Annotated in this window: 18 protein-coding genes and 1 pseudogene; 7 read left to right on the forward strand and 12 right to left on the reverse strand. The window is 73.6% G+C overall.

Going from position 1 to position 18,473, the window contains the following annotated elements; translation table 11 throughout:
- Nucleotides 1–22: 22 nt before the first annotated feature.
- The gene (locus tag HNR10_RS01380; protein WP_179820196.1) at nucleotides 23–616 is read left to right on the forward strand and encodes a TetR/AcrR family transcriptional regulator; all 594 of its coding nucleotides are present in this window, start codon (nucleotides 23–25) and stop codon (nucleotides 614–616) included.
- A 50-nt stretch (nucleotides 617–666) separates the two neighbouring features.
- On the opposite strand, the gene HNR10_RS01385 is transcribed toward HNR10_RS01380, so the two are convergent.
- Together HNR10_RS01385 and HNR10_RS01390 are read right to left on the reverse strand one after the other, a co-directional pair.
- Nucleotides 667–1,857, reverse strand: coding sequence for a magnesium and cobalt transport protein CorA (locus tag HNR10_RS01385; protein ID WP_179820198.1), 1,191 nt, complete (start codon nucleotides 1,855–1,857; stop codon nucleotides 667–669).
- A 9-nt stretch (nucleotides 1,858–1,866) separates the two neighbouring features.
- Nucleotides 1,867–2,268 carry a MerR family transcriptional regulator gene (locus tag HNR10_RS01390; RefSeq protein WP_376769721.1) on the reverse strand — a complete coding sequence of 134 codons (402 nt, stop codon included), beginning with the start codon at nucleotides 2,266–2,268 and terminating at the stop codon, nucleotides 1,867–1,869.
- 223 nt (nucleotides 2,269–2,491) lie between these two features.
- Between HNR10_RS01390 and HNR10_RS01395 the strand changes: the two genes are divergently transcribed.
- The 3 genes from HNR10_RS01395 (at nucleotide 2,492) to HNR10_RS01405 (ending at nucleotide 3,869) form a co-directional block, all read left to right on the forward strand.
- Nucleotides 2,492–2,647, forward strand: a complete 156-nt coding sequence (locus tag HNR10_RS01395) for an imine reductase family protein (RefSeq protein WP_179820200.1) — start codon at nucleotides 2,492–2,494, stop codon at nucleotides 2,645–2,647.
- A gap of 34 nt (nucleotides 2,648–2,681) precedes the next feature.
- A complete protein-coding gene (locus tag HNR10_RS01400) occupies nucleotides 2,682–3,113 on the forward strand; it encodes a PPOX class F420-dependent oxidoreductase (protein WP_179820202.1) in 432 nt (143 codons plus the stop codon).
- Between the two features lie 84 nt (nucleotides 3,114–3,197).
- Entirely contained in the window at nucleotides 3,198–3,869 is a 672-nt protein-coding gene (locus HNR10_RS01405) for an HAD-IA family hydrolase (protein ID WP_179820205.1), read from the forward strand.
- A gap of 52 nt (nucleotides 3,870–3,921) precedes the next feature.
- Here the strand turns inward: HNR10_RS01405 and HNR10_RS01410 are convergent, their stop codons facing one another.
- The 8 genes from HNR10_RS01410 to HNR10_RS01445 form a co-directional block, all read right to left on the reverse strand.
- A complete protein-coding gene (locus HNR10_RS01410) occupies nucleotides 3,922–5,613 on the reverse strand; it encodes a CocE/NonD family hydrolase (RefSeq protein ID WP_179820206.1) in 1,692 nt (563 codons plus the stop codon).
- Nucleotides 5,614–5,676: 63 nt separating this feature from the next.
- A complete protein-coding gene (locus HNR10_RS01415) occupies nucleotides 5,677–6,483 on the reverse strand; it encodes an ABC transporter ATP-binding protein (protein WP_179820208.1) in 807 nt (268 codons plus the stop codon).
- Nucleotides 6,480–7,472: an ABC transporter ATP-binding protein gene (locus HNR10_RS01420; RefSeq protein WP_179820210.1), complete on the reverse strand. Its 993-nt coding sequence runs from the start codon at nucleotides 7,470–7,472 to the stop codon at nucleotides 6,480–6,482. The genes HNR10_RS01415 and HNR10_RS01420 overlap by 4 nt, the downstream gene beginning before the upstream one ends.
- The gene (locus HNR10_RS01425) at nucleotides 7,469–8,338 is read right to left on the reverse strand and encodes an ABC transporter permease (RefSeq protein ID WP_179820212.1); all 870 of its coding nucleotides are present in this window, start codon (nucleotides 8,336–8,338) and stop codon (nucleotides 7,469–7,471) included. The genes HNR10_RS01420 and HNR10_RS01425 overlap by 4 nt, the downstream gene beginning before the upstream one ends.
- Nucleotides 8,335–9,294 (reverse strand): ABC transporter permease, encoded by a 960-nt coding sequence (locus HNR10_RS01430; RefSeq protein ID WP_179820213.1) that lies wholly within the window; start codon nucleotides 9,292–9,294, stop codon nucleotides 8,335–8,337. The genes HNR10_RS01425 and HNR10_RS01430 overlap by 4 nt, the downstream gene beginning before the upstream one ends.
- 2 nt (nucleotides 9,295–9,296) lie before the next feature.
- Complete coding sequence (locus HNR10_RS01435) at nucleotides 9,297–10,919, reverse strand: ABC transporter substrate-binding protein (protein ID WP_179820215.1); 1,623 nt, start codon at nucleotides 10,917–10,919, stop codon at nucleotides 9,297–9,299.
- 275 nt (nucleotides 10,920–11,194) lie between these two features.
- The gene (locus HNR10_RS01440) at nucleotides 11,195–12,652 is read right to left on the reverse strand and encodes an amidase (RefSeq protein WP_179820217.1); all 1,458 of its coding nucleotides are present in this window, start codon (nucleotides 12,650–12,652) and stop codon (nucleotides 11,195–11,197) included.
- A 212-nt stretch (nucleotides 12,653–12,864) separates the two neighbouring features.
- Nucleotides 12,865–13,464 carry a TetR/AcrR family transcriptional regulator gene (locus tag HNR10_RS01445; RefSeq protein WP_179820218.1) on the reverse strand — a complete coding sequence of 200 codons (600 nt, stop codon included), beginning with the start codon at nucleotides 13,462–13,464 and terminating at the stop codon, nucleotides 12,865–12,867.
- Nucleotides 13,465–13,590: 126 nt separating this feature from the next.
- On the opposite strand from HNR10_RS01445, the gene HNR10_RS01450 reads away from it, so the two are divergent.
- The 3 genes and pseudogenes from HNR10_RS01450 to HNR10_RS01460 all read left to right on the forward strand — a co-directional run bounded on the left by HNR10_RS01450 (nucleotide 13,591) and on the right by HNR10_RS01460 (nucleotide 16,095).
- Nucleotides 13,591–14,049, forward strand: coding sequence for a DUF3237 domain-containing protein (locus HNR10_RS01450; protein WP_179820220.1), 459 nt, complete (start codon nucleotides 13,591–13,593; stop codon nucleotides 14,047–14,049).
- Between the two features lie 57 nt (nucleotides 14,050–14,106).
- A pseudogene (locus tag HNR10_RS01455) lies at nucleotides 14,107–14,733 on the forward strand (RNA-guided endonuclease InsQ/TnpB family protein); the annotation flags it as partial.
- A gap of 201 nt (nucleotides 14,734–14,934) precedes the next feature.
- A complete protein-coding gene (locus HNR10_RS01460; RefSeq protein ID WP_179820222.1) occupies nucleotides 14,935–16,095 on the forward strand; it encodes an undecaprenyl-diphosphate phosphatase in 1,161 nt (386 codons plus the stop codon).
- Between the two features lie 73 nt (nucleotides 16,096–16,168).
- Here HNR10_RS01460 and HNR10_RS01465 read toward each other — a convergent pair whose 3' ends face one another.
- Nucleotides 16,169–17,440: a PucR family transcriptional regulator gene (locus tag HNR10_RS01465; RefSeq protein ID WP_179820224.1), complete on the reverse strand. Its 1,272-nt coding sequence runs from the start codon at nucleotides 17,438–17,440 to the stop codon at nucleotides 16,169–16,171.
- A 147-nt stretch (nucleotides 17,441–17,587) separates the two neighbouring features.
- A complete protein-coding gene (locus HNR10_RS01470) occupies nucleotides 17,588–18,466 on the reverse strand; it encodes an alpha/beta fold hydrolase (protein WP_179820225.1) in 879 nt (292 codons plus the stop codon).
- Nucleotides 18,467–18,473: the final 7 nt, after the last annotated feature.

An 18,473-nucleotide genomic window follows, 5' to 3' on the forward strand; every position in this document is an offset into this window, starting at 1 on the left:
CGGCCGGGAAGGGGGAGCGCCCATGGTGAGGGAGGGCGCGGACGCCCGCGGACGCATGGTCGCCGGGGCGGCCGACATGATCCGGCGCCGCGGTCTGGCGGCCACGTCGGTGCGGGAGCTGGCCGCGCACAGCGGGACGCCCCTGGGTTCGACGTACCACTACTTTCCGCGCGGCAAGCAGCAGTTGGCCGCGGAGGCCGTGCGCTTCGCCGGGGTGGTCGTGGGCCACGGCCTGGCCGAGGAGCTGCGGGCGGGCCCGGTCGCGGGGCTGCGGGCGTTCCTGCGGGAGTGGCGGCGCACGGTGATCGACAGCGACTTCCGGGCGGGCTGCCCGGTGCTGGCCGTGGCGGTGGAGGAACCGCCCCGCGACGGCGCGTCGGAGGCGCTGGCCGCGGCCGCGGAGGTGCTCACCGGCTGGCAGGAACTGCTCGCCGCGTCCCTGCGCGAGCACGGGGCCGAGCCCGCCCGCGCTGCGCGGCTGGCCGCCCTGGTCGTGGCGTCGGTGGAGGGAACGGTGGCCCTGTGCCGCGCCCAGCGCGACATCGGCCCCCTGGACGACGTCACGGTGGAGCTGGAGGTCCTGCTCCGGTCCGCCGTCGGGGGCGCCGGGAACTGAACGGCGCCGTCGTCAGGGACTGCATCGGGGGAGCCGTCGAGGGCGCCGGCTCAGAGCCAGTCGCGGCGTTTGAACACCACGTACAGGCACACGCACACCAGGGCCATCAGGCCGAGCGAGAACGGGTAGCCGAAGACCCAGTCGAGTTCGGGCATCCGGTCGAAGTTCATGCCGTAGACGGTGCCGATCAGGGTGGGCGCGAAGAGGATGGCCGCCCACGACGAGATCCGCTTGAGCTCGTTGTTCTGTGAGTGGCCCGCCTCGGCCAGGAGCTTCATCTCCTCGTTCTGGGCCTGGGAGACGAGCGTGGCGTTGACGGCCAGGATGTTCTGCAGCATCTGCCGGAAGCCGTCGACCCGTTCGGCGGCGGTGGTGGCGTGGTCGGCGACGTCGCGCAGCTTGCGTCGCAGTTCCTCGTCGGTGCCGTACTTCTCGAACCCCGCGGTCAGGTCGTCGGTGATGCGCAGCAGCGGCCGGGTGGCGCGCTGGAACTCGATCACCTCGCGGGAGAGCTCGTAGATGCGGCGGGAGACGCGGGGGTCGCCGCCGAAGACCTCGGTCTCGATCTCGTCGACGTCGTGCTGCAGCCCGGCGATCACCGGGGCGTACCCGTCGACGACGGCGTCCAGGACCGCGTACAGCACGGACTCCGGCCCCCGGGCCAGGAGGTCGGGGTCGTCCTCCAGCCGGCGGCGGACCGCCGCCAGGTCGGGGACGTCGGCGTGCCGCACCGTGAGCACGAAGTCGCGGCCGACGAAGAGGTGGATCTCCCCGAACTCGACCTCCTCGGTCTCGTCGACGTAGCGGGCCGCGCGCAGGACCACGAAGAGGGTGTCGCCGTACCGTTCCAGCTTGGGCCGCTGGTGGGCGACGATGGCGTCCTCCACGGCGAGCTCGTGCAGGTTGAACTGGTCGGCCGCCGCCTGGAGCTGGGCCTCGGCCGGCCGGTACAGGCCGATCCAGGCCATGGTCGACCCGCGTGTGTCGGGCAGCCGCCGGTAGATCTCCTCCAGGCTCTCCGGCGTGCGCACCCGGTGCCCGTCGCGGTAGAGCGCGGCGTCCACGACGCTGTGCTCCAGGGGCGCCTCGGCGGGGAAGGGCCCGTCGGTGGCCCGGGGGTCCATCGCCCACTCGGGAGCGGGTTCCGGTCCCGGACCCGGGTCGGGACCGCCGGGTCGCCGCGGAGAGCGGGTGAACGGCATCTTGCCCCTGCGCACGGCGCGTGCTCGCCAGTCGGACATGGTGCCAGCTTAGGATGCCCCGGCGCGTACGCGCCGCTCCGTGGCGCCGAGGTACTCGCGCAGGGTCCGGCGGGAGCGGTCGAGTGTGTCGATGTGCTCGTCCAGTCCGCTCAGCCGGGCGCGCAACGTGTCCAGGAGTTCGGTGCAGGGCTCCAGGTCGGGTGTCTCGCCGGTGACGCACGGGAGCAGGTAGGCGATCTCCTGTGTGGAGAGCCCGGCTCCGAGCAGTTTGCGGATCTGGGTGACGGTCAGGACCGCGTCGTCGGCGTACTCGCGGTAGCCATTGGAGCCGCGGCCGGGTTCGAGCAGGCCCTGGGCCTCGTAGTAGCGCAACTGGTGGGCGTTGACTCCGGTCCGCCTGGCCAGCTCTCCGATCAGCACACGGATCCCCTCGATCCACTTGACCTTCACACCGGTATGAACGTTCAGGATTCTGTCAGAACCACCCGCCACCCGAGGGAGAACTCGATGCGGAGTCCTGACGCCGCCCCCGCCCCCGTGACGGCGCTGCTCGCCGCCTCGGTCGGGGCGGCCGTCTCCGCCTCCCCGCTCGTGGTCGTGTGCGTGACCGACCACCAAGCCGTGGACGAACTGCTCGCCCCACTGGACGGGGAACTGGGCGGCCGGGGGCCTGGTGAATCTGACGTCGAGCGAGGCCCACGGCGTCAACGCCGACCTCCCCCGGTACCTGCGGGCGCTCGCCGGCCGGGCGGTGGCCGACGGGCACGGCGGGGAGGGCTACACGGCGTTGATCGAGTTGTTCCGCACCCCTTCGGGAGTACGGTCGTGAGCTGCCGGCAGCCGAACAGGAAGAGGACCCTGACATGACCACCGCACCGTTCGATCCGCGCGCCCTGCTCGCCGGGAGCCGGCTCGGCGTCCTGGCGACCATCAAGTCCGACGGCCGCCCCCAGCTCTCCCCCGTCATGCCGTTCTACGACCGCGAGTCGGAGACCCTGTACGTGTCGATGACCGAGGGGCGGGCCAAGACCGCCAACCTGCGCCGCGATCCCCGGGCCGCGCTGGAGGTCACCAGCGCCGACGGCGGGTCGTGGGCGACCGCCGAGGGCACGGTGACGCTCACCGGGCCGGGGGCCGACCCGGACGGGCCCGAGGTCGACGCCCTGGTCGCGTACTACCGGGCGGCGGCCGGAGAGCACCCGGACTGGGCGGAGTACCGGTCGGTGATGGTCTCGGACCGCCGGGTGCTGATGACGATGCCGGTCGACCACGTCTACGGCGCCCGGATCCGCTGACCGCCGTCTCCGGAGGCTGCCGCGGTTCCGGCGGCTCCCGCGCGCCTGGTCGCGCAGGAGGCGGCGAAGGGGAAGGGTGTCGGTATGGACGAGCGTCAACGCCCTCTGGTGATCGCCTTCGACGTGATGGAGACCCTGTTCCCGATCGCTCCTCTGGAGGCGCGGTTCACCGCGGCCGGACTGGCGCCGGGCACGGTGCGGCTCTGGTTCGAGCGGACACTGCGCAACGGGTTCGCCCTCTCCGCCGGCGGCGGGCACCGGCCCTTCACGGAGGTGGCCGTGGGCGCCCTGCTGGACGTCGACGGCCACCGCCTCACCGAGCCGACCGTGCGGGACCTGGTCGGCTCGATCGCCGAACTGGAGCCGCGCCCCGAGGCCGCCGCGGCGCTTCGGCTCGCCCGGACGGCGGGCCCGCGCGTGGTGGCGCTCACCAACGGCTCCGCGGACACGACCGGTGCGCTCCTGGGCCGGACGGGTCTGGACGCCCACGTGGAGCGCGTGATCTCCGCGGACGAGGTGCGCCGTTGGAAGCCCGCGCCCGAGCCCTACCTGCACGCCGCCGAGGTCTGCGGGGTCCCGCGCGCACGCCTGGCCCTGGTGGCGGCGCACGCGTGGGACGTGGACGGCGCCCGCCGCGCGGGCCTGACCACCGGGTGGTCCGCGCACCTGGAGGGGCTCTTCCCCCAGGTGTTCGAGCCCGCCGACGTCTGCGGCGCCGACCTGGTGGACGTGGTGGAGGGCCTCCTGGAGCGCTGAGGCGTGGCCCACGGCCCTGCCGGTCGGTGTCAGCGCGGACCGGCTGCGCGCCCTACCCCGGCGCGCCCGGGGCCGCCCGGGTGCCGGTCCGGCGCAGTTCCTCCGGCTGTCGGCGGCCGATGTGCAGGCGGGCGCCGGACGGGCCGCCCACCGTCGTCTCCCGAGCGGTCGGCGGCCCGGCCTGGGCCGTCCACGGGTCGTTCCCGCGGCCCTCGGGGACGTAGTCGGGGAAGTCGCCGCCCATGAGGTCCAGGGCCAGGCGGTGCCCGGCCCGGAGCCGGTAGGCGACCTCCAACAGGTCCACGACGACCGGTTCGCCGTCGAAGGGCACGTCGAGCCGCAGCTGCCCCCGGGCGATGAGCACGGCGCCGCCGTCGGGCGCGGTGTCCAGCAGCCGTGCGTGGACCGTGGCTCCGGCGCCGGCCCGCAGGGGCAGGTGCACGGTGGCTGTGCCGACGAGGTCGGTGTCGCGCTCGGCGGCGGGCCCGGTGAAGCGCAGCACGTCCGGGCGCTCGGCGGCGGCGCTCAGGTCGGCCCGGTCGGCGAGGGCGGCGAAGGGGTTCGCGCCCGGGGAGGGCACGGGATCGGAGGGGTCGCAGACCCACCGCAGCGGACGGGGTTCGGGATCGGGTTCGACGGCCAGCCGTGGGACGGGGCCTTCGGCGGACAGGTGGTACTCCAGGTCCGAGGCGTGCGCGGGCGGCCAGGCGTCGCTCTCGTGCCACGCGCCGTGGCAGACCTCGTAGCGCACCCGCGGCAGCGCCGCCAGGTCGCCGGCGCGGCCCAGGACGGCGTCGAAGAACGCGATGGCGGGGTCGACGTAGCGGGGCAGCAGGCGCTCCCGGGCGCCGGGGTCGGTGGCGTGGTCGTCGCCGGGAGCGAGGGGCGCGTCGCCCAGCCAGTGGTTCTCGTGGTCGATGGCCTCCAGGCGCAGGTACAGGTGCGGGGCCCACCCGGGGTCGCGGGAGAGGGCGCGCACGTCGTTCCAGGACCACACGGCGCAGTTGTCGAACCATCCGATCGTGTACAGCGCCGGCACCGGAGGGCTCGCCAGCAGGGTCTTGAGCCCCGGCGGCACGAACCGCGGGTCGCCGCCGAACTCGTCGTCGAAGGCGGCCGAGCGCCGCCCGAGCCGGTCGAAAAACGCCTCGAACGCCGCTGTGAGCGGGCGCCGGCTCCAGTCGGGCTCCCACTCGTAGCGGTCGGCGTCGACGTAGTGGGTGGCGAAGTAGAACTTGCGGCTGGTCTGTTCGACGTCGCCGGTGCCGTCGCCGTGGTCCAGGACCGTCGAGAGCTGGGAGCCGGTCACCCGCGGCGCGATCGCCCTGAGCGCGGGGTGGCCGCTCATGGCCGCCGCGATGGCCGTGTACCCGTAGTAGGAGTCGCCCCACATGAGGACGTCGCCGTCGCACCAGGGCTGGCGGGTGATCCACTCGATGGTGTCGTGGCCGTCGTCGACCTCGTGGACGGCGAACTCGGTGGCGCCCTCGGAGCGGAACTTGCCGCGCACGTCCTGGACGACCACGGTGTAGCCGCGCGCGCGGAAGCGGCGGGCGATGTCGGGCATGAAGCAGTAGGCGCCGTCCTTGTCGTAGGGCAGCCGGACCAGGACGACGGGCGCGGGCGCGCGGTCCCCGGTCCGGTAGAGGTCGGCCGCCAGCAGGACGCCGTCCCGCATGGGGACCGTGATCTCGGCGGCGTCCGGCGGCACGGCAGCCGGACCCGTCCGCTCGATGGTCAGCACGTGGTGCCTCCGTGGTTCGCGTGGGGTGGTGTCGGTGGGGGTGGGGCGGGGGTGGCGCAGGGGTCAGAGCGCGTCGAGGGCGCGGCGGTCGCGGGCCAGGCGTTCGAGGTCCCAGCCCGGCCGGGGGACCGAGTCGATCAGCAGGCGGGTGTAGGGGTGCCGGGGCTCGCGCAGGATCTGTTCCGTCGGGCCGCGTTCGACGATGCGTCCGTGGCGCATGACGACGGCGTGTTCGGTGGCGTGGCGCACGACCGCCAGGTCGTGGCTGACGAACACGTAGGAGATGCCGGTCTCCCGGCGGAGGTCGTCGAGCAGGGCCAGGATCTGGGCCTGGACCGAGACGTCGAGTGCGGCCACCGCCTCGTCCAGGACCAGCACGCGGGGTGCCACGGCGAGCGCCCGGGCGATCGCGGCCCGCTGGCGCTGGCCGCCGGACAGCGCGCGCGGCCGGGACTCCCCCGCCCGCCGGCTGAGCCCGACCTGGTCCAGGAGCGCGTCGACGCGGGCCCGCACGTCGGCGACCGGTCCCGGCGCGTGCAGCCGCAGGGGCTCGGCGACGGACTCGGCGACGGTCAGGCGCGGGTCGAAGGAGCCGTAGGGGTCCTGGAAGATCATCTGGAGCCGGCGGGCGCGTCGCAGCCGTGCCCGGCGCGAGCGTCCGCGCAGGTGCTCGCCGGCGACCGTGACCTCGCCCGAGGTCGGTTCCTCCAGCCCCGCGAGGACGCGGGCGGTGGTCGTCTTACCGGATCCGGACTCCCCGACGATGCCGAGGGAGGCGCCGGGCGCCAGCTCGAAGCTGACGCCGTCGACGGCGGTGACCCGGCCGAACTTCTTGACCAGGGACGTCACCGTGAGGACGGGCGCGGTCATGGCTTCACCTGTTCCGGTCGCAGGCACGCGACGCGGGAGGTCCCGTGCGGTCGTGGGGCGGGCACGCCCAGGGCGCAGTCGTGGTCGGCGCGCGGGCAGCGGTCGCGGAAGGAGCAGCCCGAGGGGGCTTCGGCGAGTGACCGGGGGCGCCCGCCGATGGCGCGCGGCGGACCCTGGTCGCCGTGCACGGACGGGCTCGCGTCGAGGAGCGCCCGGGTGTAGGGATGGGCGGGTGCCACGGCGAACGAGGCGCTGTCGGCCTCCTCGACGATGCGTCCGGCGTACATGACGTAGATCCGGTCGCACACGGCGGCGGCCAGGTCGAGGTCGTGCGTGACGAACAGCAGCCCGGTGCCGTGGGTCCGCTGGAGTGCGCGCAGGACCCCGACCACCTCGGCCTGGGTGGTGACGTCCAGGGCGGTCGTGGGCTCGTCGGCCAGGAGCAGTTCGGGTTCGGTGGACAGGGCTCCGGCGATCATGATCCGCTGGAGCATCCCGCCGGAGAACTGGTGCGGGTGGCGCCGCATCGCGCCCGCCGGGTCGTCGATGCCGACCTGTTCGAGCAGGTCGCGGGCGCGCCGCGCCGCCTCACGCGGGGGCGTACCCCCGGCGCGCAGGCCCTCGGTCAGGTGGTCGCCGACGCGGCGCAGCGGGTTGATGGCGGCCCGCGGGTCCTGGAAGACCATGGACACCCGGGTCCGCCGCAGGTCGCGCAGGTCCGTGCGCCCAGCGGCGAGCACGTCGACCCCGGCGGCGGTGACCCGTCCGGTCGCGCGGGCACCCCGGGGCAGCATCCCCAACGCGCTGCGGGCCGTGAGGGTCTTGCCCGAGCCGGACTCGCCGACCAGGCCGACGGTCTCGCCCCGGCCCACGCGGACGGTGACGTCGGCGAGCAGGGGCAGGACGCCCTCGCGCGCGGCGACGGTCAGGCCCAGCCCTTCGACGGCGAGGGCGTCCCGGGTGGTCGTGTGCTGTTCGAGCACGCTCATGTCTCCTCTTTTCCGTGGCCGGAGATGGACCCGCCCACGTGCTCGCCGATGACGTTGACGCTCACGACGGTCAGGAGAACGGCCAGGCCGGGCACGAGGCCGCTCCACGGCGCCCCCTGGAGGATGGCGCTCTGGGCCTGGCTGATCATGGATCCCCAGTCGGCGTCGGGCGGCCGGACGCCGAGTCCGAGGTAGGACAGTGACGCCAGGTCCACCAGCGCGTAGCCGAAGGAGAGCGTGCCCTGCGCGATGAGCACCGGGGCGACGTTGGGCAGCAGGTGGCGCAGGGTCACCCACAGCTCTCCGAAGCCCATCACCCGGTAGGCCTCCATGTAGGGGCGCGCGCCCTCCTGGAGCGCCACGCTGCGCACGATGCGGCCGAGGAAGGGCGCGTAGCTGACGGCCAGGGCGCACACGGGCGCGGCCAGGCCCGGCCCGAAGACCGCCACGGCGATCATGGCCAGCAGCAGGCTGGGGAAGGCGAAGACGATGTCCATGCAGCGGGAGAGCACGGCGTCCACGCGCCCTCCGGCCCGGGCGGCGACCAGGCCGGTCGCGACGCCCAGCACGGCGGACAGCAGGACCACGCCCAGGGGCGCCAGCAGCGACAGCCGGGCTCCGTACACGACCCGGGTGAGGACGTCGCGGCCGGTGGAGTCGGTGCCCAGCCAGTGCCCGGGGGTGCCCGGCGGGGCCAGGGAGTTCATCAGGCTCGTGGCGTCCGGTGAGTGCGGCGCGATCACGGGGGCCAGCAGCCCGGTGCCGGCGACCACGAGCAGGAACGCGGCGGCGAGGCGGACGCCGGTCGGGCGGTGCCGGCGCCTGCGCGCGGCGCGGGCCCGCAGGGCGGGGACGGTCAGTGTCATCGCGCGATCCCTCCCACGGTGACGCGGGGGTCGATGAAGGTCAGTGCGAGGTCGACGAGTGTGTTGACCAGGACGAACAGGACGACCGCGATGAGGGCGACGCCCTGGACGACGGGGATGTCCCGCCGGGTCACGGAGCTGACGAGCAGGGATCCGACCCCGTCCAGGCCGAACGCGGTCTCGACCACGGCGGTGCCGACGAACAGCCCGGCCAGCAGCACGCCGATGACCGTGAGCAGCGGTGGCAGGGCGCCCCGCACGACGTGTCTGCGCACGACGGCGGCGCCGCCGACCCCGCGGCTGCGGGCGACCTCCACGTGCTCGCGGCGCAGCTCGGCGGCGAAGGCGGCGTTGCCGACCCGGGCGAGCACACCGAAGACGGCGATCGCCATGGCGGCGGCGGGCAGGGTCAGGTGCCACAGCCGGTCGAGGAAGCCCGTTCCGGCGCCGGTGGCGGGGAACCAGCCCAGGCCGACGGAGAAGGTCGCCAGCAGCAGGATGGCGGCCACGAACGGCGGTGTGGCGGTGGTGGTGGCGGCCAGCAGGCCCGCGATCCGGTCGACCGCGCCGCCCCGGACCGCCGACACGAGGGCCACACCCGTGCCGCACAGCACGGACAGGGCCGCCGCGTACAGGACGAGCGGGACGGACACGTCGAGCCGGTCGGCGATGAGGGTGCTGACGCCGGTCTGGTAGTGCAGTGAGGCCCCCAGGTCCAGCCGCAGGGCGCCGCCGATCCATCCGAGGTAGCTCTGCACCGGCCCCTGGTCAAGTCCGTAGGCCTCGCGTACGGCCGCCAGCTGTTCGGGGGTCAGGCGCCGTCCGGCCGTCAGTGCCAGGACGGGGTCGCCGGGGACCAGCCGCAGGGACAGGTGGATGAGCACGGAGGCGGCCAGGACGGTGACGAGGGCGCCCAGGGCGCGGCGGGTGATCCAGGCGGTGAGTGCGCGTGCCATGGTCACCGACCGCCCAGTTCGACGGCCCACGGGGTGTAGAGGTGGTTCTGCCGCGGGACGAGGCCGGCCAGGTCGGGGCCGTAGTAGACGTTGACGTACTGGGTGGCGACGGGGATGGTGACCAGGTCCTCGGCCATGATCGACTGGGCCCGGACCACCTGCTGGGCGCGGGCGGCGGGGTCCTCCTCGGACATCGCGGCGGCGACGGCGGCGTCGTACTCCTCGTTGCTGTAGCCGGAGAAGTTGTAGAAGTTGCCGGTGGTGAAGTACTGGTAGTACGCCAGCGGCTCGGGGAAGTCGAGGTAGCCGGTGGTCAGGAACACGTCGATGCCCTCGCGCGCCTCCTCGGAGGAGAAGACGGCACCGAACTGCTCGGCGGTCAGGGGCTTGAGTTCCACGTGCAGGCTCGCCTGGGCGGCCGCGTCGGCGATCGCGGTGGCGATCCGCGTCTCCTCCTCGATCGCCGTGGTGTAGGCCAGCACGATCGTCTCCTCGGCCGTGGTGGAGCGTCCGGCCTGCTCCAGTGCCGCGTCGATGTCCTGGACGGGTGCGGGAAGGGCGTCGTAGGCCTGCTGGTACTCGTCCCGGGCGTAGCCCCACGCCGCCGGCGGCACCAGCGCCCGCAGCGGCTGCGCGGCCCCCTCGTAGACGGAGCCGACGATGCCCTCGTAGTCGATCACCGACCGCAGGGCCCGCCGGGTGGCGATGTCGGCGAGGGCGCCGTCCTGGTCGAGGACGGCCAGGAACGTGGGCGCCAGGCTCTCGCCGTAGAGCATGCTGCCCTCGGCGGCGAGCTGTGCGTGGGCCGCGCGCGGAACGCCGAACTGGCCGTCCGCGTCGCCGCTGGACAGGGCGGCGGCCTGGGCGTAGGGGTCGGTGACGAACGTGAAGCGCAGGGTCTGCACGCGGGCCCGGTCCTCGGTGTTCCACCAGTCGTCGTTACGGACCAGGGTGATCTCCTCGCCCTGCGACCAGTGGTCGAACCGGTAGGGGCCGGTGCACATCAGGCCGCCGGACGCGGTGCCGAAGTCGGATCCGGCCGACTCGGCGAAGTCCCGCTGCACGACCTGGAAGGCGGGCGTGGCGAAGAAGTTCGCGGCGAGCACGTCCGGCTCGGCCATGGTGACGGTGACCTCGTGGTCGCCGGTGGCCTCGACGCCGTCCAGCCGGGCGGCCCAGCCGGCCCAGGGCGAGCCGAGCCCGGGGTCCAGGACGCGCTCGACGCTGTGGACGACGTCCTCGGCGGTGACCGGGTCCCCGTTCCAGAACTCGGCGTCCTCGCGCAGGTCGAAGACGTAGGTGAGCGGGTCGGGCCGGCGGACGCCGGTGGCCAGCGCGGGTTCGGGTTCGTAGTCGGGCCCGAAGGTGAACAGGCCCTCGCACATGTTGGCGGTGATCGTGCTGACCGAGTCGATAGCGGCGTGCGCCGGGTCCAGGACGGGTGGTTCGCCGCTGGGGACGTTCCAGGTGACGGTGTCGACGTCCTGGGTGGCGGCGGGCACGGAGGTGGTCGGTCGCGGGGCGGCCGCCTCCTCTGCGGTCGGCTCTCCGCCGTCGGCGCACGCGGCGAGGGTGCAGGTGGTGAGGAGGGCCGCGGCGAGCGCGGCCGGGCGTGGACGTGGCATGGGGCGGGTCCTTGGATCGGTGGTCGGCTCCGCGCGGCGCGGGGGACGTTCGGTGTCCACAGGGCATGGCGGAGGGCGCCGGGGCGTTCGGTGGTGGTGCCGCGGGGCCGGAGCGGGAGTGGTGCTCCTGGCGCGCGTCGCGGTGGTGGCTCGGCGGATCGGGTCGGATCCGGGAGCGGGTGGCGGTGGTGCGGCGGGTCCGCGGGGGCCCGGGCGGTGGTCGCTCGGCGGGTCCGCGGCCGGTGGTCGTTCGGCGCTACGTGTGCGCCGCCCGCTCAGGACCAGGGATGGCGGCGGTCGCCGCGGGACTCGACGGCCTCGGCCGCGTCCAGGACGAGGTCTTCCTCGAAGCGTCCGCCGATGAGCTGGACTCCCACGGGCAGGCCGTCGGCGATGGTCACGGGGACCGTGACGGCCGGGAAGCCGAGGACGGGCACGCTGGTCATCGGCCACATCGCGGCGAACATCTGTGCCGCGCGCTCCAGCCCGCCCTGGTCGGCGTCCTGTTCGAAGGGCGGTTCCGCGCACACCGGGGTGAGCACGAGCCGGTCGGAGCCCAGGAGTTCCTGGAGGCGGGTGACGAGGGTCCCGCGCCGGGCCCATCCGTCGATGTAGGTCCGCAGGGACGGCTCGCCCCACACCGTCGCGGCGACCGCGAAGTGCATCTCCAGTGCGGTGCGGATCGCGTCGTCGCCGAACCGCTCGACCACGGGGAGCAGGGACCGGGTGTCCTCGGTGAGCAGCAGCGACCACAGGCGGGCGGCCTCCCGCAGCAGCGGGGCGTCGTCCACCTCCTCCACCGCGTACCCGGCCTCGGACAGCCGGGCGGCGGCGTCGGTCAGGGCCGCGTCGACGGCCGGGTGGTTGGCGGCGGTGCCGATGCCCCGGACGACGTGCACCTCGACGGGTCGGGTGTCGCGGGCGCGGCGGGCCGGGATCGCGGGGACGCCGAACGGGTGGCGCAGGTCGGGCGCGCTCATCGCGTCCAGGGCCAGGCGGGCGTCGGCCACCGTACGGGCGAGGGGCCCCTGGACGGCCCAGGCCTGGACCGTGGGCGGCAGGTCCATCTCGACCGGCCCGCGAGGGGTGTCGGTGTGGACGGGCGGAGCCCAGTCCGGGATCCGGCCTACCGTGGGCCGCACCCCGACGACCCCGCAGCAGGCCGCCGGGAAGCGGATGGACCCGCCGATGTCGTTGCCCTGGGCCAGGGCGGTCATGCCGGCGGCCAGCGCGCTGGCCGCGCCCCCGCTGGACCCACCGGGCGTGTGGTCGTGGTCCCAGGGGTTGAGCGTGCGTCCGTGCAGGTCGTTGGTGGAGAACCAGCGCAGGGAGAAGGCGGGGGCGTTGCTGCGCCCGAGCAGGACGGCGCCCGCCTCGCGCAGGGTGGCGACGCAGGCGGCGTCCCGCTCCGCGGGCCGGTCGGCGAAGGCGCGGACGCCGTTGCTGGTGGCGTGGCCCCGCTGGTCGGTGTTGATCTTGGTGGAGACCGGGACGCCGTGCAGCGGGCCCAGGCGCTCGCCCGCGGCGACCGCGCGGTCGGCACGGCGGGCCTGGTCGAGGGCCTCGTCCGGCCGGACCTCGGCCAGCGCCGCCAGGTCTCCGTTGGCCTCCTCGACGCGGTCGAGGTGGGAGCGCACCACCTCGACGGCCGAGACCTCGCGGCCTCGGATGGCCGCGGCGAGTTCGGTGGCGCTGAGCCGCCACCACGGTTCCGTTCGGTCTGATGGTCGCATGAGCGCACCTCTTCGAAGGACGTCCCGGCCGCCGTCGCGTCCTCGTCGGGGCGCGTCCGGAGCGGTCGGAGGCTGGGGGGATGGCGGTGTGCCGGGCCGGTCCGGCACGGCACACCGAGATAAGACACTGTCATACAACAGCGTTGTATCTCATGGAGAGCTTGCGCCTCACCCGGGCACGCTGTCAACCCCCACGAACCCCCGGGGCCTGTTCAGCCCCCACCGGAGGCCTGCGCCGACCCGCCCCGCAGCAGGTCGATGACGGCCAGCGCGGCGCGGGTTCCGCGCTCGGCGGACCAGACCTCGGGATCCTCCAACGTGGACAGCCAGTAGCCGCGAAAGAGCAGGTGGAGGATGTCCGCGCTCAGCGCGGGGTCCCCCGCGCCCGCCTCGCCGGCGAGCGCGGCCAGCTCCTCGTGGTGGCGGCGCGAGGTGGCGCGCCGGTCCTCCTCGATGGCCGAACCGGCACTGGGACCGGCGGCGGCGATCTCCATCCGCAGCCGCCGCAGGACCTCGTCGTCGCGTTCGGTGGTGCACATCCACCGGGCGGCCGCGCCGAGCCGCTCCTCGGCGGGGACACCGTCGAGTTCGCCCTCCAGGTCGCGCGTCCAGTCGCCCTCCGCCCTGCGCAGGGCGTTGAGCATGAGGTCGGAGCGGTTGGAGAGGTAGTTGGTGATCATGGCCGTCGACCCGCCGAGGCGTTCGGCGACGGCACGGATGGTGACGGAGCGGACGCCGCGTTCGCGGGCGACCTCAATGGTGGCGGCGGCGATCTCGTCGAGACGCCGGGCCTCGTCCACCTCGATCGGCATGGCTGGGACCTTTGCTGGGTTGACGGGCGGGGTACGGTCCTGCAATGTTGTCATACAACACTGTTGTATAAACCAGCGCACTCCGGCCCGCGCCGCGAGTGGCGCCCCCGGGAACGGAACGATCCGATGACCTTCACACCCGCACTGACCTTCGCCTTCGAGATCCGGGCCCGGGTCTCCGAACCCCTGCACGTCGGCCACGGCGACGGCGAGCGCACCGAGTTCACCCCCATCACCGGCGGCACCGTGCACGGCCCGCGGCTGAACGGCACCGTCCTGGCCGGCGGCGGCGACTGGTCCGACACCCGTGGCGACGTGTGCGCGCTGGAGGCGCGCTACCTGGTGCAGGCCGACGACGGCGCCGTCATCGACATCGTCAACCGGGGCTACTACCACGAGGGCCGCCCGTGCCCGGACCAGTTCGACGGCGAACTGAAGGTCGCCGAGTCGGGCGTCTACTTCCGGACCAGCCCGGTGTTCCGCACCGACGCCCCCGCGCACCGCTGGCTGGCCGAGACGGTCTTCGTCGGCCTGGCCCGGGCCGAGGAGGACCACATCGTCATTCGCTTCCACTCCGTCGACTGACGCGTCGGGCGCGACGGACGCGACGGCGTTCGAGGCAGATCCAGCCCAGTTCCGGGAGTCACCGTCACCGTGCCCGACGCCGCGGAGTGCGAGACCGATGGGTTCGTCGGGGTCGACCTCGGCATCGTGAACATCGCCACCACCTCCGACGGCCACATCATGGCCGGCCGCAAGCTCAACCGATACCGCGAACGACAACGACGTCTGCGGGCCAAGTTGCACAAGAAGGGCACCAAGAGTGCCAAGCGGCTGCTGAAGAGGCAGCGCCGCAAGGAGTCCCGCCGCTCACGGGACGCCAACCACGTCATCTCCAAACGCATAGTGGCCGAGGCCGAACGCACCTCGCGCGGGATCGCCCTGGAAGACCTCACAGGCATCCGGCGGAGGGTACGGCAGAGAAAGCCCCAACGGGCCGCGCTGCACAGTTGGTCGTTCCGCCGGCTCGGAGACTTCATCGCCTACAAGGCCAAGCGGGCCGGCGTGCCAGTGGTATTCGTCAACCCGGCGTACTCCTCCCGCGAGTGCGCCGAATGCGCCTACACCCACCGGCACAACCGGATCTCCCAGGCTGCGTTCACCTGCCGGTCGTGCGGCGTCGTTGCGCACGCCGACCGCAATGCTTCCCGTGTCCTGGCCCGCAGGGGCCAGGACACGTGGGACGCGGGGCGGCAGTCATCCGTCCCTGATGGTGTCGCACGTCATCGTCCGGACGCGGAGGCCACCCGGGCAAGCCGGCCGGGCCCCGACCGCAAGCTCGGTCGTTCGCGGCCGAGAAGTTGACTAAGCTGCCGGGGACCCCCTAATCCGTACGAGCACGTCCGGCACGCCCGAGCCGACACCGGCTCCCCCGACCGGAGCAGAACACAGCCAGGAGCAGAACCCTCCGTGTCCCTCATCGAAGCAGTCATCCTCGGCTTGGTCCAGGGGCTGACCGAGTTCCTCCCCATCTCCTCCAGCGGCCACCTACGGGTGATCTCCGCGTTCTTCGGTTGGCCGGACCCGGGCGCGGCCTTCACGGCCGTCAGCCAGCTCGGCACCGAACTCGCCGTGATGATCTACTTCCGGCAGCGGATCATGAAGATCGTCTCCACCTGGACGCTCTCGCTGTTCAAGCGGGAGCTGCGCGGTGACATCAACGCGCGCATGGGCTGGTACGTCATCATCGGCTCCCTGCCCATCGTGATCCTGGGCCTGCTCCTGGAGGAGCAGATCGACAGTGTCTTTCGCGACCTGCGCCTGATCGCCCTGAACCTGATCATCTTCGGCGTGATCCTGGGCCTCGTGGACCAGTACTCGCGCAAGCACCGCGGGATGGAGGACCTCACGGCCTCCCGCGGCATCGTCTTCGGCCTCTTCCAGTCGCTGGCGCTGATCCCGGGCGTCTCGCGCTCGGGCGGTACGCTCACCGGCGGCATGCTGCTCGGCTTCAAGCGCAAGGACGCGGCCGAGTACGCCTTCCTGTTGGCCCTGCCCGCGGTGTTCGGAGCGGGTCTGTACAAGCTCACCGACGTCGGCCCCAACGAGTACGCCGGATGGGGCGCCACCATCGTGGGCACGATCATCGCCGGCGTGGTCGGGTTCATCGTCATCGCCTGGTTGATGAAGTTCATCTCCACGCACAGCTTCATGCCGTTCGTCTACTACCGCGTGGCCCTGGGCATTCTCGTCCTGACGCTGGTCAGCTTCGGTGTCCTCGACCCCGAGGGCGGCGCCGAGTCGCAGGTCGCGCGCGACGACGTGGTCATCGCGGAGGAGAACGCCGAGAACGAGGATGAGGCGCGGGACGAGGACGGGGCCGCGGCCGAGGAGAAGCCGTCCGCCGAGCCCAGCGAGGAGCCGTCCGCCGACGCCGCGCCCGAGATCGACCCGGCGACCGGCTGGGAGATCGACCCGGAGGTGGGTCTGCCCCGCAACCCCGACACCGGGCTCTACCACGACCCGCAGCTGGGCATGGACGTCGACTACGACCCGGCCACCGGCATGGCCACCAACCCGGTGACCGGCGAGCAGTACGACCCCGCGCCGGCCGAGGAACCGGCGCAGTGAGCTGAAATCGCGCCGCCGTCGGCCCCGGTCCACCCCCCACGGACCGGGGCCGACGGCGTTCCGGACTCCGCGCTCACCCTGCCCCGGTGGCCGCGTCCCCTCCCCCGCCGCCGAAGGCCCCCGCGACCCGGTGGCCGCCGCTCAGCAGCCGGATGGCGATCACCAGTTCCAGCAGGTCGGCGAAGGCGCGCAGGTCACAGCCGGTCCGCTCCGCGATCCGGTCGAGCCGGTAGTAGGCCGTGTTGACGTGCAGGTGCATCGCCTCGGCCATGGCCCTGGCCCGCAGATCGTGGGCGGCGTAGGCGAGCACCGTCTCCACCAGGGCCCCGCCGCGGGACAGGTCCTCCTCGACGAACCTGCGCAGCTCCGGGCGGACGAGCCGCCGGGCCGTGGCGTCGTCGCGGAGCACGAGGTAGTCGAAGGTCGACATCAGGGGCAGCGGCACGAGCCCCGCCGCACCGCCCAGGCCGTCCCTGGCCGTGCACGCCTCGGTGTAGGCCTCCGGCACGGCGGCCACGTCCGCGTGGACGGCGCTCAGGCCGACGGCCAGGTGGACACCGGCGTGCCCGAGCTCGTCCAGTGCGCGGCGCAGCCGTTCGACGACCGCCCCGGCGGAACGGGCGTCGGCCGGGGCCAGGGTGGTCACCTCCTGCTGGCGGACGACGGTGAGCCCGGGGGTGCGCTGAGCGAAGGCGCCGCGCAGGGCGGCGGCGACATCCGGCAGGGTGTGCTGGTCGGGCAGCGGGGCGACCGGCAGCGCGGTAGCCACGACCAGGCCCACGGCCGGGTCCAGTCCCGCCGAGGACAGCAGTGAGCGTTTGGGGCCGGGAGGGATCTCGTGGCCGGCGAGGAGGTCCTCGAACACGTCGCGGCGCAGCCGGTCGAGTTCGGCCACCTCGTGCTGCTGGGCGTCGAGGTAGGCCTCGGCCGCCACGGAGCTGCCCACCTCGATCAGGTGCATGACCCGTCCGACCAGTGACATCGCCGCCTCCCGCGCGCGAGGGTCGTCGCGCGTGGCCGCGCTGACGCCCTCCCACAGGGTGAGCTGGCCGATCCGGAAGGCCTGGAGGAAGTCCGACAGCGACACGCCCTGCCGGACCCTGCTGCGCGCGTGCTCCGCCGTGGAGGGAAAGTCGGAGGGCCGGACGAAGCGGTCCTCCTTGACGCTGGTGACGAGCGCGTGGAACACCTGACCGACATGGTGCGCGAGCTCCGCGCGCAGGCGCGGATCGGCGCTGGCGCGGTAGGCGGGGACCTGGTCCCAGATGTGGTCGACCGCGTCGAGGGTGATCCGTTCCATGGACGGTTCGAGCACCTCGACGACCCGCCGCAGATCTGGTTCCATCACGTCCGCCCCGCCGCTCGCCGCCGCCCGGGCGCCGTCGCCACCGACTCCGGGTGTTCCGGGTCACTCTACGGGGATGACCTGGGGCTCCGGTCAGGTCGGCACGAAGCGGACCGGCCTACTGGCCGCCGTACGGGTCGAACCGGCCTACCGGGCGCCGTACGGGTCGAGGTGCCGCACGGTGACCTGGTGGATCCAGTCCAGCAGGTCGGCGACGACGAGGTCGCGGTCGCGGCCGGTCTCGTTGAACAGCTCGTGGCGCGCGCCGTTGTAGACGCGGTAGACCAGGTCGGCGACACCGGCCTCGCGGTAGCGCTCGACGAGCTGGTCACTGAACGCCAGCCCCTGGTTGAGGGGATCGCGGTCGCCGACGAGCACGTAGACGGGGGTGTCCCGGGGAACGCCGAAGGGGTTGGCCAGCCGGCCCATCGCGGCCGCGGTGAGCCCGTCCATGCCCTCGGCGTCCAGGGCGAAGCCGCAGAGCGGGTCGGCCAGGTAGGCGTCCACCTGGGCCTCGTCGCGGCTGAGCCAGTCCGCCGGGGTCCGCGCCGGCTGGAAGGGGGCGTTCAGGGCGGTCAGCGGGTCGGTGCCCTGCCGGGCCAGGTCCACCAGGAGCAGGTCGACGGCGGTGGTGCCGCTCAGCGCCACGCCGTCGGCCAGGCCGGGGTGGTCGAGGAGGTACTGCTGGGCGGCGAACGAGCCCAGGCTGTGGCCGAGGAGGACCAGGGGCAGGCCGGGGTGGCGCTCGCGCAGCAGGCGCGAGAGCGCGGCGACGTCGGCGACCAGCAGGTTCCAGCCGTCCTCACCCAGGACACCGGGGCCCGCGTGCATGGTCGCGCCGTGGCCCCGATGGTCGTTGGCGTACACGGCGTACCCGCGCGCGTTGAGGTCCGCCGCGAGCGGTGCGTAGCGCAGGGCGTGCTCGCCCATGCCGTGGGAGATCTGGACGAGACCGCGCAGGGGGCCGTCCGGGACCCACGCGTGCACGTGGACCGTCAGGCCGTCGCCGCTGGTGAAGCTGAACATGGGGGGC

It is taken from the genome of Nocardiopsis aegyptia (assembly GCF_013410755.1).
Classification (GTDB): Bacteria; Actinomycetota; Actinomycetes; order Streptosporangiales; family Streptosporangiaceae; genus Nocardiopsis; species Nocardiopsis aegyptia.

Bases quoted from the DNA above. Each gene is read 5' to 3' on its own strand.
- HNR10_RS01380 (WP_179820196.1), top strand. From the start codon at position 23: ATGGTGAGGGAGGGCGCGGACGCCCGCGGACGCATGGTCGCCGGGGCG.
- HNR10_RS01385 (WP_179820198.1), bottom strand. From the start codon at position 1,857: ATGTCCGACTGGCGAGCACGCGCCGTGCGCAGGGGCAAGATGCCGTTC.
- HNR10_RS01400 (WP_179820202.1), top strand. From the start codon at position 2,682: ATGACCACCGCACCGTTCGATCCGCGCGCCCTGCTCGCCGGGAGCCGG.
- HNR10_RS01405 (WP_179820205.1), top strand. From the start codon at position 3,198: ATGGACGAGCGTCAACGCCCTCTGGTGATCGCCTTCGACGTGATGGAG.
- HNR10_RS01415 (WP_179820208.1), bottom strand. From the start codon at position 6,483: ATGACCGCGCCCGTCCTCACGGTGACGTCCCTGGTCAAGAAGTTCGGC.
- HNR10_RS01420 (WP_179820210.1), bottom strand. From the start codon at position 7,472: ATGAGCGTGCTCGAACAGCACACGACCACCCGGGACGCCCTCGCCGTC.
- HNR10_RS01425 (WP_179820212.1), bottom strand. From the start codon at position 8,338: ATGACACTGACCGTCCCCGCCCTGCGGGCCCGCGCCGCGCGCAGGCGC.
- HNR10_RS01430 (WP_179820213.1), bottom strand. From the start codon at position 9,294: ATGGCACGCGCACTCACCGCCTGGATCACCCGCCGCGCCCTGGGCGCC.
- HNR10_RS01435 (WP_179820215.1), bottom strand. From the start codon at position 10,919: ATGCCACGTCCACGCCCGGCCGCGCTCGCCGCGGCCCTCCTCACCACC.
- HNR10_RS01440 (WP_179820217.1), bottom strand. From the start codon at position 12,652: ATGCGACCATCAGACCGAACGGAACCGTGGTGGCGGCTCAGCGCCACC.
- HNR10_RS01445 (WP_179820218.1), bottom strand. From the start codon at position 13,464: ATGCCGATCGAGGTGGACGAGGCCCGGCGTCTCGACGAGATCGCCGCC.
- HNR10_RS01450 (WP_179820220.1), top strand. From the start codon at position 13,591: ATGACCTTCACACCCGCACTGACCTTCGCCTTCGAGATCCGGGCCCGG.
- HNR10_RS01465 (WP_179820224.1), bottom strand. From the start codon at position 17,440: ATGGAACCAGATCTGCGGCGGGTCGTCGAGGTGCTCGAACCGTCCATG.
- HNR10_RS01470 (WP_179820225.1), bottom strand. From the start codon at position 18,466: ATGTTCAGCTTCACCAGCGGCGACGGCCTGACGGTCCACGTGCACGCG.